General features: G+C 34.4%; 10 protein-coding genes. 5 read left to right on the top strand and 5 right to left on the bottom strand.

Features of this window, described 5'->3' with window-relative positions:
* Nucleotides 1–670 precede the first annotated feature (670 nt).
* The 4 genes from ACFE0M_RS17430 to ACFE0M_RS17415 form a co-directional block, all read right to left on the bottom strand.
* Nucleotides 671–1,318 carry a S1 family peptidase gene (locus ACFE0M_RS17430; protein ID WP_434547071.1) on the bottom strand — a complete coding sequence of 216 codons (648 nt, stop codon included), beginning with the start codon at nucleotides 1,316–1,318 and terminating at the stop codon, nucleotides 671–673.
* 143 nt (nucleotides 1,319–1,461) lie between these two features.
* On the bottom strand, nucleotides 1,462–2,106 hold the full coding sequence (locus ACFE0M_RS17425) for a hypothetical protein (RefSeq protein ID WP_434547070.1): 645 nt from the start codon (nucleotides 2,104–2,106) through the stop codon (nucleotides 1,462–1,464).
* Between the two features lie 173 nt (nucleotides 2,107–2,279).
* The gene (locus tag ACFE0M_RS17420) at nucleotides 2,280–3,704 is read right to left on the bottom strand and encodes a pyridoxal phosphate-dependent decarboxylase family protein (RefSeq protein WP_434547069.1); all 1,425 of its coding nucleotides are present in this window, start codon (nucleotides 3,702–3,704) and stop codon (nucleotides 2,280–2,282) included.
* 374 nt (nucleotides 3,705–4,078) lie between these two features.
* Nucleotides 4,079–4,327: a type B 50S ribosomal protein L31 gene (locus tag ACFE0M_RS17415; RefSeq protein WP_434547068.1), complete on the bottom strand. Its 249-nt coding sequence runs from the start codon at nucleotides 4,325–4,327 to the stop codon at nucleotides 4,079–4,081.
* A 142-nt stretch (nucleotides 4,328–4,469) separates the two neighbouring features.
* Between ACFE0M_RS17415 and ACFE0M_RS17410 the strand changes: the two genes are divergently transcribed.
* Entirely contained in the window at nucleotides 4,470–6,182 is a 1,713-nt protein-coding gene (locus ACFE0M_RS17410; protein ID WP_434547067.1) for a capsule assembly Wzi family protein, read from the top strand.
* A 203-nt stretch (nucleotides 6,183–6,385) separates the two neighbouring features.
* On the opposite strand, the gene ACFE0M_RS17405 is transcribed toward ACFE0M_RS17410, so the two are convergent.
* Nucleotides 6,386–7,099, bottom strand: a complete 714-nt coding sequence (locus tag ACFE0M_RS17405; protein WP_434547066.1) for a pirin family protein — start codon at nucleotides 7,097–7,099, stop codon at nucleotides 6,386–6,388.
* Nucleotides 7,100–7,207: 108 nt separating this feature from the next.
* Here ACFE0M_RS17405 and ACFE0M_RS17400 point away from each other — a divergent pair, with 108 nt between their 5' ends.
* From ACFE0M_RS17400 to ACFE0M_RS17385, 4 genes are all read left to right on the top strand, one after another.
* On the top strand, nucleotides 7,208–7,840 hold the full coding sequence (locus ACFE0M_RS17400) for a hypothetical protein (protein WP_434547065.1): 633 nt from the start codon (nucleotides 7,208–7,210) through the stop codon (nucleotides 7,838–7,840).
* Between the two features lie 171 nt (nucleotides 7,841–8,011).
* Nucleotides 8,012–8,887 carry a hypothetical protein gene (locus tag ACFE0M_RS17395; RefSeq protein WP_434547064.1) on the top strand — a complete coding sequence of 292 codons (876 nt, stop codon included), beginning with the start codon at nucleotides 8,012–8,014 and terminating at the stop codon, nucleotides 8,885–8,887.
* A 116-nt stretch (nucleotides 8,888–9,003) separates the two neighbouring features.
* Nucleotides 9,004–12,009, top strand: a complete 3,006-nt coding sequence (locus tag ACFE0M_RS17390; protein WP_434547063.1) for an ATP-binding cassette domain-containing protein — start codon at nucleotides 9,004–9,006, stop codon at nucleotides 12,007–12,009.
* Nucleotides 12,010–12,155: 146 nt separating this feature from the next.
* Nucleotides 12,156–12,920: a hypothetical protein gene (locus ACFE0M_RS17385; protein ID WP_434547062.1), complete on the top strand. Its 765-nt coding sequence runs from the start codon at nucleotides 12,156–12,158 to the stop codon at nucleotides 12,918–12,920.
* Nucleotides 12,921–13,119 lie beyond the last annotated feature (199 nt).

Genomic DNA, 13,119 nt, shown 5'->3' with positions numbered 1-13,119 from the left:
CCAGATAAGCATAAGTTTACAGTCATCTCTTTAAACTCTTTGTCAAACTTTCTTCTTTCTCTTTTCATAGTAAGTAAATTTAGCATTTAAAGCTTAACTTACCGTCCGGTCAAAGGTAGCAGGTTCAATCAAACTGCTGATGACCTAATACAATATATTTTAAGGTTACTACTTTGCTTTATTTATAAATAGAAAAAATGTTCTTAAATGTTAATCAAATCAAGTACTCAAGTTCAGGCCATAAGGCTAGAAATTCCTTAACCTCCATGAAACCCTAATAGTAATGTTTCTGCAATTCTAACCGTTGACTTATTCATTAAATCTAAATTAGCAAAATCCGTGCCATAGGAGAACCTATGGAATAAGTCAGAAGCTTGAATAACAGCTTTTTCAATTTTCTTGTGGGTTCTTATGAAGTAATGGAACGCCTGTATAAAACCTGATTGTTATACTAGGCTATGAAATACTGAAAGTAGTAATTTATGCTTTCTCCACAAACTGATAAACTTCATTTATTGCAAAAGCTTAGTATAATCAGGCTCTATAGTTAGCTAAAGCATTATCCTTGGTTGCCAGCTATGAAAAGCAAGCATAAATTACGGGCTATTTAGCAGTCAATTTGCTACAAGGAGGTGAGCAAATGGGTTTTGATACTATGTTAGTAATATTTTTATTTTATAGATATAAGAATTTCTGGATTATAATCGATTACAATCCCATTCATTAAATTTAAGATCGATGTTGCTCTAGCAAATGTTTTATCTGGTTCTTTTTCTGTTGTAAATACATTAATTAATATTCCTAAAACTGCTCCACCATCACCAAATATAGGTCCTCCAGAAGAACCGCCTTCTACTTGATTTGATTCAAACTCAAGAATTGTTTCATCTGCTTCTCTTTCTCTAATTTTTTTGTCATATGTTTTTGCTAGGCTAGCAGTTATAGTTCTACCTTTACTAGGTGTATATCCTAAAGAGATCAGTCCTTTAGAAACACTTAATTCCACATATCCAGGAAAAAGTGGTTTTGAGCCTGGTGTTGTATCACCAATAATTTCAAGTAAAGCGATATCATTTTCTTTATGTACAGCTAGTACCTTTACAGGTAACTCTAATTTACGATTATCAGGAAACTCTGCGTACAATTTATCACGTGGCGCTTTAAAGTCATCTAATACAACATGAGCAGCAGTGACAACCCAATTTGGTCTTAAAAAAACGAATCCAGTCCCAAGTTGAGGTTTTTTCTCGTCCTTATCGCAAATAATACATATCTGACTACTTTCAATTTTTAATAATTGATGGCTTTCTTCTTCCAAATTTTTAGGGATTATAAGTTTTCCAAATAACTGAGTACTCTATTATTACGGCCAGCTAAAATCCGTAGGCTTGACCTTTGTTATTTTCCTTAAAAGTATCTGATTCAAATGCCCTTTGCAAATGGCTCATTAGCCTATGGATTTTAGCGTCTGTTATCTTCTTTTCCATAGTTCTTTAGGTATTCTTGGAAGTTTCTCATGAGTTCAAAAGTCTCATTTATTGTTCGAACTATCTCAGCCATATTATGGTGTTCATTAGCATTCCATTTCTCTTTGGAGTTCTTGAAATTATCGGAAAGTTTAATTGGGTCTAAATAGTAGTATGTTCTATAGTCATTGCCCCTAAATAGCTCCACCTCAAATGCTGATCCTCCAGGGCCAAGAATTTTTTCAAATTGTTCCTGCGTGAGATAATGTATCTGATCTTCTTTCTGGATCGATATTTTCGCATTTTCTTGGCTTGGCAAAGTTCTCACATTGAGTGAATCCAGTTTTTTCCAAAGTTCGGAGATGTTAATGTTCCGTGAATTTTCAAAGTAGTGGATCCCAGCATTATGATTCTCAATTCCAGTATTGTAGCTCCATTCATCTTCTGTGTTAAGTGTTAGCTGCGTCAATAATCCAAAATGAGTTGAGCTGTTCCATAACCTGAATTCGAATTTGACACTATCAGGATCTGGTATCCCTAAATGGATATTCCTTGTTTGCACAATAGAATCTGGTTCAAAGTTGAACTGAGCCCAAAGAGTTATGGGGTTAATTAGCGCTATGAGTAAAAGTGCTTTCAAGTTGCAGAAATTGAAGATAACAATTGAATATAATCACCCCTTGGTGACTATATTTCTTTTTTATCAATCCATACATTCATAAAAAATAAAATGCTATCTGGTTTTGGATGTACCTGAACTGATATGATAAATATAAAGAAAATATATTAAACCAACTGCCCCTGAAATTACAATCAGAATTTAGCCTCTATTTTATGTGCCATTTCTTGAATCAACCCCCAAGCCCTCTCCAAATGCCCCTTAGTCAATTCAGGATGACCGCCCACTAATCTCAAAGTATATTTTCCGTTCAGTTTAGTGTGCGTAATAAATATTTTACCAGTGGCATTCACATTTTTCAGTAATTGCTCATTGAATTTATTAAGATCTTCCTCATTCATCCTCCCATCATTAAAGCGAAAGCAAAGCAAGTTTACTGGAACTGGAGCCAACATTTCAAAGTCTGCCGATTTTTTGATTTCTTTTTCCAAGCACTTTGCCCATTCAATATGGTTATTGATAATTGTCCTGAGTTTTTTAGCTCCAAATTCTCTTAAAACAAACCATAACTTCAATGCTCTAAATCTACGGCCCAATTGAATATGCCAATCTCGGTAGTTATTTACTTCCTCATCAGCATCCGTTTTGAGGTATTCAGGAGTAATGCTATAGGATTGCTTTAATAAATCAGGCTCTTTTACATAGTATAAGCTGCAATCAAAATTGACAAACATCCATTTATGCGGATTGAAAACCATGCTGTCGGCTAGTTCAAGTCCTTTGCTCATCCATCTGTGTTCAGGACAAATCAAAGCTGCTCCTGAATAGGCTGCATCAACGTGAAACCATAAATGATATCTTTTGGCAATAGCTCCAATCTCCTCCAAGGGGTCAACAGCAGTGGTGCCGGTTGTGCCTAAAGCACCCAAAACCAATAAGGGTTCGTAGCCCGAGTCAATATCTTTTTGGATTTTCTCCTCTAACTTCTCGGGAATCATGGCAAAATGCTCATCCACCGGAATTTTGACTAAATTTTTAGAGCCAAAGCCTGCAATCTTCACATTTTTATCGATGGAACTATGTGCCTGTTCAGAAGCGTATATCCGGTATTTTGGCATTCTAAAAAAGCCATTTTCATTGATCTGAAAGTTACTTGCTTTTTCTCTGGCAGTAATCAGTGCGTTGAGGGTTCCAGTAGAGGCAGTATCTTGAATGGAGCCTGTCCAATCCTTTAATAGCCCCAACAAATCTCGCATCCATTCCATCATGCGGTCTTCCAATTCAGTTGCAGCGGGAGAAGTTAACCAAACCATTCCTTGAGTGCCTAAAACAGACATCAGCATTTCTCCTAAAACGGAAGCTTTACTTTTGGAAGCAGGGAAATAAGCAAAAAAATTAGGGCTTTCCCAATGAGTGATGCCCGGCATTATTTTGTCTTCAAAATCCTTAAAAATTTTGCTGAAGTCTTCTGATTGCTCAGAATAAGTTTTAGGAAATTGAGCTTTAATTTCACCGGGCTTCACAGAAGATAAAACAGGATAATCTTCTACATTTTCTAAGTAATTTGTCATCCAATCCACCAAAGAATGGGCATGCTTTCTAAATTCTTCCGTTGTCATCTATGTTTTAACTATAAATTCGCCAATCTGTTAAATTCAAAGATAAGCTTAATATTTTGATGTAGCTGAAAAGTTGGAATAGTCTATAAACCTGAGTTCGATTCATAGAAGCACCGTTCCCGCTATTCGGGACTGGCCATGCCAGAAAATGAATACTTAAATTTTAAAAAGTATTTATTTTCCGGCATCTCCTTCAAAATGCTATAGAAAGATTTCAGATAATTTTCTTTTTTTTTGAAAATATAAAAAGAAAATTTCTGAAATGACGCTTTGAAGATGTTTTGCAGATATAAAATCGAACTCAGGTTATAAATAAAAAAGTCTCTCTAACTTTAACATCAGAGAGACTTTTATGAAGAATTGATAATTTAAAATTATTTCTTCTTTTTGTATTTTTGGTTGAACTTCTCCACACGACCTGCAGTATCCAAGAAAATTTTCTTTCCTGTATAAAAAGGGTGAGAAGCCGAACTAACTTCTATTTTAACTACCGGATATTCTTTACCATCGTCCATTTTGATGGTTTCATTCGAGCTCATTGTTGATCTCGTTAAGAATTTCACGTCTGCTTGAGTATCCCAGAAAACAACATCTTTGTATTCCGGATGAATATCTTTTTTCATAACTAGTAAATTAAATTATTGATTTCCAACCAATTCTTTTAAAAGGAATGCAAAAATAAGGGAAGGATTTGTTCTTTCCAAACCTCTCTCTATTTATTGGTGATATATTTTTGGTTATCTTGCAGGCGCTAATATATTCAATATGAGATTACTATTTACTGTCTGTTTGTTTATTTTCGTATTAAATGCTTTCTCACAAGCCGTAAATGCCCCTCTAAACCGTGATTATTATCACCTTTTAGAAAGACTGGAAGTAACAAACGGAAAATTTTCTGAAAGTTTCCATGCTTCTATGAAGCCTTTTAACCGAAAGGAAATTGCGCAATTTTTAGACAGTTTAGATAGCCAAAATTTAAACCGGAAAGATAAATTCAATTATAATTATCTGAAAAATGACAGTTGGGAATGGACAGAAAGTGCTGATTATAGAAATGAAAGGGGTATTTTCGGACATATTTATAAAACAAAGCCCGACTTCTTAAATGTACATGAAGAAGAATTTGATTTACATGTAAATCCTGTTTTGGGCCTCTCAATAGGAGAGGAAAGCTTAAGTGACAACAGACTTTTTACCAATACAAGAGGATTAGAAGTAAGAGGATTAATTAACAATAAACTCGGGTTCTACACATTTGTAGGAGAAAACCAAGTTGTATTTGCCAATCATGTGAATGATTATATAAGTGATTTCAAAGCCGTTCCCAATGAAGGTTTTTGGAAACCGTATGGAGATAATAATGAAGGGGTGGACTTCTTTACGGCAAGGGGTTATATTTCTTTTCAAACTACCAAAAACATCAATCTGCAATTTGGCCATGATAGATTTTTTATCGGAAATGGTGAGCGCTCTCTCATTTTAAGTGATTTTTCACCAAGCTATTTATTTTTAAAAGCTGAAACCAATATCTGGAAACTGAATTATACCAATCTTTTTGGATTACAAACAGCGGATGTAGTATTAAGAGGGAATCAATTATCGGGAACTCAATACCAATACCCTAGAAAATTTATGTCATTGCATCATTTGAGCTACAATATCACGGATAATATTAATATAGGAATTTTTGAGGCTATCATGTCTGGGGACTCATCGGTTGCACAAAATCCAATTGATCCTATGTATTTTAACCCTATTATTTTTTACCGTGCCTTAGAACAGCAAGACGGAAGTTCAGGAAACGCTTTGGTGGGAATGGATTTTAGGGCTTTATTTCTAAAAAGGTTTAGTCTTTACGGGCAGTTGGTATTAGACGAATTCTTGATTGATAATTTAAGACAAGGTGGCTGGTGGGCCAATAAATGGGCGGTACAAACGGGTTTAAAGTATTTTAATGCCTTTGAAATCCCGAATTTAGACTTACAGGCTGAATACAATGTTGCGAGACCTTTTATGTATGCGCATGATTCCAATTTCACTAATTATGCCAATTATAAACAATCTCTAGCCCATCCATTAGGCGCTAATTTTGAAGAATGGGTAGCCACTTTACGCTATCAAATTACTCCTAGAATTCATTTTCAAGCAAAAGCGGTAATGGCCGAATTTGGTACGGATACAACGGTAAACAATCATTTTGGGGGCGATATTTTTAAAACAAATAATACACGCTTTGTTCATACCAATCCGGATACAGGAAGCAATTGGCAGTTTGGACACACTATAGGCCAAGGTGAACTTAATAATTTACGTTTTGTAAAAATGACTTTGAGTATAATGCCTTATCATAATCTTTTTCTTGATTTGAATTATAGCATCCGAAATCAGGAAAGCCAGTTTGGCAACAACAATAGTGAGAACAGCTTTTATGGTATAGATTTACGCTGGAATATTCCCAAACGAGAAAATCTCTTTTAACACCTTTTAGCTCCCTAATAGCAGATTCTTCAATAATTGATAAAAATAATTACGTGCTTTCCAACCCTTTTAAGTTTTTGGTTGTCTTTGGTTTAGAAGGTTTTGGTTGAAATCTTTCTGTGGATGGCTGGTTACCGTTCATAGTTTTATGGTTGTAGGCGAAAAGGGTAGTAGCAATACTGCCCTTTTCTATTTTTAATGAATTACCATTCTAATGGAACCTCCATTAATAACATTTCAGCATCTTCAGAAGCTTTAATGTTTATTTTTTCCAAATTCAATAGACCAATTCCGTCTCGTTTTTCCAATTTTTCATCTCCAACTTCTATCGCTCCTTCCAGTAAAAAGATGAATAGCCCATTATCTTTTTTCTTTAGTTCGTAAGTTTTTTCAAATCCCTTCTCAAAATCCGCTAAATGAAACCAGGCATCTTGTTGAATCCAGGTATCCACATCACTGGCATTAGGGGAGACCACCATTTGAAAAGTATTTTTTCGCTCGGCTACTGGATAATGAACCTGGCCATATCTTGGTTCAACATTTTCTTTATTGGGAAACACCCATATTTGCAAAAATTCAGTCCCCATATCTTTATTGGGATTAAATTCTGAATGTGTAACTCCAGTTCCTGCCGACATCACCTGAACATCTCCTTGTTTGATGGTGGCTTGATTTCCCATGCTGTCCTCATGCGCCAAATCTCCTTTTAAAGGAATCGAAATAATCTCCATATTATCATGAGGGTGCTTAGGAAAACCCGTACCGCTTGTAATTTTATCGTCATTTAATACCCTTAGTGCTCCAAAATGAATTCTATTGGAATCATAATAAGAGGCAAAGCTAAAGGTATGATGGGTATTCAACCAACCATGATCAGCATGGCCTCTTGATGCTGCTTTATAAATTATTTTTTCCATGTTTCTAAAATTGTATGTACCTACATGTAATTACGGGCTTTACAAAAACTTGTGTCGTTTTTGATGAAAATAATTTTTTGATTATCATAAAGACCAAAATAAATGGCGATGGGATTTGAATTAAAAAACGGATATAGAAAAGTTAAGCTCCATTGTTTTTCAGGAGAAATTGAAGACTTAGAATATCCAATTCATTTAAACTTCAATAAAAAGGAACCCCTTCAATATCTGGATCAGAAAATTCAAAACAACATAAGTTTTAAGCTAAAATCGGAAAAAGGAGAACTAAAATATTTTCAATTTTACAATGCAACTTTTGATTTCAGGGAAGGGCATTTCGTCAGTGTTTTAACATCCGAAAAATCCGGCTTTCATAGATTGCTTATTAACCATAACACTCAAAGATTCTGGTATCCCAATAAAAATCCCTATTCAATTGGCAAAGAGGGTCTTTGGGAAAAATATCTAATTTTAATTTCCATATTTAGTAGCTGTGTTTTTTGGACAATACTTCTCTATTATTTGATTTTGCCTTATTTAAAAAATCACGTTTATGTTAATTTCATATTTTGGGGTATTGGAAGTCTATTATTAATTTTTATTATTTCAAAAATATATCAATTTCCTAAAAGAAGTCGGAATGAATATCTATATAACAACAAGATAAAACCTCAATTGAAAAAAATAGGAACGAAAATATTGGATATGATGAAGCAAAAGCTCAACACAATAAAAAATTAATCAATGTGCTCAAAATTTAAGAATTGGTGGTGTCTAATGCCTTTTGTAAAATCCAACTTTAATAAAATTTGACCTGCCATCAATTTTTTTGAAAATCCTCTTTCCAAAACAATATTATTTATTAAAATTATTTTATAAATTAAAGACTTAGAAAAACCATAAACAATGAATATGTATTTAAAATCAATTGTAATTGTAGCCTTATTGGCCGTTGTAGCTTGTAGCCCGCAAAAGAAAGAAAAGGAAGAAAGCAATTCTGAAGCATTCGAAAAAGCTCAAAAGGAAGTAAAAGAGAAAATTAGTGGTGTAGTGAAAGAAATGCCCGCACCTTCAGAAATTCCTTTTTTATTAATGGAAACCGGAGCAGATCTGGATGAAAGTTTAATTCATGATTTGAAAAATGTAAGTAATTACAGTAGCAACAATAATGAAGCTGCCGTAAACTTAGGGGTTTATGCCACTGATGTAGCTTATTTGAGTGCTTATGAAAAGTCTCAAAAAGCTTTGAATTATATTACGGAAATCAGACCATTGGCTGATCAATTAGCTTTATCAGGTTCTTTTGATCCAAAAACTGTTGAAAGGTTCGAAAGTAATTTATCCAATACTGACTCATTAGCAACTATAGTGAATGAAGCGATTAATAATGCTGATGATCATTTAAGAAAAACTGATCGACCCAAAGTAGCAGCGTTACTGTTGGCAGGTTCTTTTATTGAAGGCCTTTACATTGCTACGGCTTTAGTGGAAAATTATCCTAAAGAATTGCCTGATAATGCGCGTAAATTAATTTTAATTCCATTGGTTGATGTTATCATTAAGCAGGAAGAACCATTAATTGATTTAATTGAACTTTTGGAAAGTGTTGAGCAAGATGATTATATCAAAACCCTTGTTGCTGATTTGAAAGTGTTGAAAGAAGAGTATAAAAAATTAAATGTTCAGCAATTAATGGATGAGGGAAAAGGTTCTGAATTATTAGAGGATGAAACTTTAGACAACATAACCAATCAAATGGGCAAAATCAGAGATGATGTAACCGGATGATTGTAAAATATTATTAATATTAAAAAAGGGTACGAGAGCATGTAGAACTGAAGTCTCTGCCCTTTTTTTTCTGCAAGAAAACCAGGTTGGTCTCCCATATTATTTCAAACTAAGCCATGAGTGAAAATTTACTAAAAGCCTTATTGGAATTATTTGCAATAGTTGCAAAAAAAGGTACTGTTACGGAAGATGAGCGTAATAATGTAAAGAAATTTTTGTCAGAAAACCTTTCAGAAGAATCTGCAGAACGTCATCTAAGAATGTTTGATGATTTTGCAGCCTCATCTTATAGTGATAGTAATGAAAGGATTGACAAAATATGCCATAAAATTAACGAGGAATTCACTTACCCTCAAAAAATCATTCTAGCCCTGCAATTAATTGAGCTTATTTTGGCAGATGGGGAAATAGCAGATGAAGAAACTCAGATTTTAGACCGAGTTGCCGAAAAAACTAAGCTCCCAATCGAAATTATTGCTTATATCCAATCTTTTGCGCTGGCCAAAAACATTGAAGATTTTGAATCTGACAAATTTCTTATTGTTGCTGAAGAGGATGAAAAAGTACCAGAATCCACATATTTCATTCAGGAAAATCATTTAGATGGCTTTTTGGCCATTTTGAAATTGGCGGGTACTGAAATGTATTTTGTAAAATACATCGGGAATGCCCAATTAAATATGAACGGCATTCCATTAAGAAAAAATACTATCACGCTTTTTCCTTCAGGAAGCACCATCAAAGGGGAAAAATCACAAACCGTTTTTTACAGTGATGTTGCCAGTCATTACAAAACGGATGATAGCACTCCCAATATTTCATTTTTAGCAGAAAACATCAGTTTTACTTTTCCAAATGGCCACATAGGCCTTAACAAGGTCAATATCGCGGAAGATACCGGAAGATTAATAGGATTAATGGGTGCGTCTGGTTCCGGTAAATCCACCTTGCTGAATGTTTTAAATGGAAATGAAAGGCCTTCGGAAGGAAAAGTTGAAATTAATGGCATTAACATTCATGATAACCCAAATGCCATAAAGGGAACCATCGGCTATGTACCTCAAGATGATTTATTAATTGAGGAATTAACTGTTTATGAAAACCTTTTTTATGCGGCCAAGCTATGTTTTGACGATAAATCATCTTCGGAAATTGAAGAGTTGGTTTCCAAAACATTAGCTTCATTAGGATTATCGGAAACAAAACATTTAAAGGTCGGCTCTCCGCTTGATAAAACCATTAGCGGTGGGCAAAGAAAAAGATTAAATATTGGCTTGGAATTACTGAGAGAGCCATCGGTTCTTTTTGTGGATGAACCCACTTCGGGTCTATCTTCCAGAGATTCGGAAAACATCATGGATTTGCTCAAAGAATTGAGCTTAAAAGGGAAAATGGTTTTTGTAGTGATTCATCAACCTTCATCCGATATCTTTAGGATGTTTGATAAACTGGTAATCTTGGATGTTGGAGGCTACCAAATCTATTATGGAAACCCTGTGGAAGCAGTCCTTTATTTCAAAAATCAAATCAATACCATAGACAAAGACCAAGCGGCTTGTATCGAGTGCGGAAATGTAAATCCTGAGCAAATCTTCAATATTATCGAAACCAAAGTGGTGAATGAGTATGGAAAAGCAACAGACGAAAGAAAAATAAGTCCCAAAAAATGGTTTAGCCTATTCGAACAACAATTAGTAATTCCAAAAATAGAAAATCCTGACCCTTTACCTAAACCCGAATTACAAATTCCTAACTGGCTAAAACAAATAAGTTTATTTTTCAAAAGAGATTTTAAATCAAAACTTGCCAACCGTCAATATTTATTAATCAATTTACTGGAAGCACCCATTTTAGCGATCTTACTTGCCTATATCATTCGGTTTTATCCCGAAAATGAAAAAAGTGAGTATTTATTTATTGACAACCTCAATATTCCTGCCTTCTTTTTCATGAGCATTATTGTGGCGCTTTTTATGGGGCTGACAGTGAGTGCCGAAGAGATTATTAAAGACAGGAAAATATTAAAAAGAGAATCCTTTTTGCATTTGAGCAGAAGTAGCTATCTCTTTTCTAAAATTGGGATTTTATTTCTTTTCTCTGCTGTGCAAACTTTTACTTATGTGATCATAGGAGATTTAATTTTGGAGATAGATGGCATGAGCCTTACTTATTGGGCTATATTATTCACTACCGCTTGTTTTGCCAATATGCTGGGGTTAAACATTTCATCTGCTTTTAATTCCGCCATCACCATCTATATTTTAATTCCCATTTTATTAATCCCTCAATTGATTTTAAGTGGGGTAGTAGTAAATTTTGATAACTTAAACCCCCAAATTACAACTCCTGACAAAGTGCCTTTGGTGGGAGAATTAATGGCATCTCGCTGGGCTTTTGAAGCTTCCATGGTCGCACAATTTAAATCCAATGAATATGCAGCCCCGTTTTTTGAACTTGACCGACAAATGGCGCAATCAGAATATAAAACTGTATATTATATTCCAAGATTAAAATCTAAATTGAACTTCCTGACGCAAAATTTGGATGATAAAAATTCACCGGAATTTGCAGAAGCAATCAAAATCTTAAATAGAGAAATTGGCCTAGAACTGGAAATTGTGGGAAAAGATAAATTTGATGCTTACCACAAATTGACTCAAGACAAATTCGATAGGTGGACTGCTGGCAAAACGGAGGAGTTTTTGAATACCTTAAGTCGGTTTTACAATAACTTCTTTAATGAGGCCAACGCCAAAAAAGAAAAAGCAATTTATATGCTTACGTCTAGCCCGGAACGAAAAGCTCGTTTTGAATTTCTACGCGATAACTATTACAACAAGACTGTGGCGAACTTGGTTAAAAACACCAATGACCCCAATAGGATTATTGAATACGATGGCAAATTAATCCAAAAGATTTATCCTGTTTATATGGAGCCACAGCCCGACCATGTATTGGATTTTAGAACGCAATTCTACGCTGGTGAAAAATATTTTGCAGGTTACATTTTTAATACGCTTGCATTTAATTTAGCTGTTATTTGGTTGATGAGCATTATACTTTATTTTACACTTTATTATGATGTGCTTAGGAAAATCGTGACTTTTAAAAAGCCGTTTTGATTTTGGGAAACATTAAATTTCCGGTCTGACTACCGTCTGACCTAAGTGCAGAGGTCAGACGGTAGTCAGACCGTATTAAGTATTTAGTACTGACCTGATTTTATAAATTGATTGAAACAATTTGATAAAAATTTAATTTACAGAATATGAAAAACACAATACTGCTCAGCATAGTAATCTTGATATTAATTGCTTGTCAACCATCAGAGAAATCAGAAGAAAAAGAAGAAACCAAAAAATCTGAAACTCCTGCTTTCAATCCTGAAAATTCCGATGCAAAAGCTGTGGAATTGGCGGATAAAGTTATGGAGGCACATGGAGGAAAAGACAATTGGGACAATACCCGATATATTACTTGGAACTTTTTGGGAGCCCGTGATTTGATATGGGATAAATATACAGGAAATGTCAGAATTGATTTCCCAGGTCAAAATTCTACTTATCTCATTAATATTAATGAGGATACGGGCCGTGTTAAAATTGGAGATAGAGAATTAACCAAGAGCGATTCTTTGGATAAATACATTGAAAGGGGAAAGCAAATCTGGGTGAACGATTCCTATTGGTTGGTTTTTCCTTATAAATTTAAAGATCCAGGCGTTCAATTAAAATATCACGGTCAAGACAGCACCTTAAGTGGAAAAAAGGCAGAAGTCATCAGTCTAACTTTTGAAAAAGTAGGTTTTACTCCACAAAATAAATACAAAGCTTATATCGATCCTGAAACTCATATGATTTTGCAATGGGATTTTTATAGAAATGCTTCAGATAGCGCTGCAAGTTATAGCAATGAATGGAGTGATTATAAAAAATACGATAATATTTATTTATCATCCGGTAGGGGAGAACGGACTTTAGGAAATATAAAAGTTGCTCAAGAATGGGATGATAAAGTTTTTGAGGAATTCTGACTTATTAATCCTAGGCAATAAAAAAACCCACAACGGTATTCCATTGTGGGTTTTTATATATAAACAGATTATAAGGGAGTATCTCATAAACTGTGTAAGTTCTAAAATAGAGCTTACGAAACAGTTTTATGACCTCGGAAATTTAGGGAGTGATTTTGTAAAAATCGCTACTTAAATTTCGAGGAGCCCGCGGCAGGCG

This window comes from Marivirga sp. (assembly GCF_051117495.1).
Taxonomy (GTDB): Bacteria; Bacteroidota; Bacteroidia; order Cytophagales; family Cyclobacteriaceae; genus Marivirga.
This window is presented reverse-complemented; position numbering and strand designations above follow the sequence as displayed.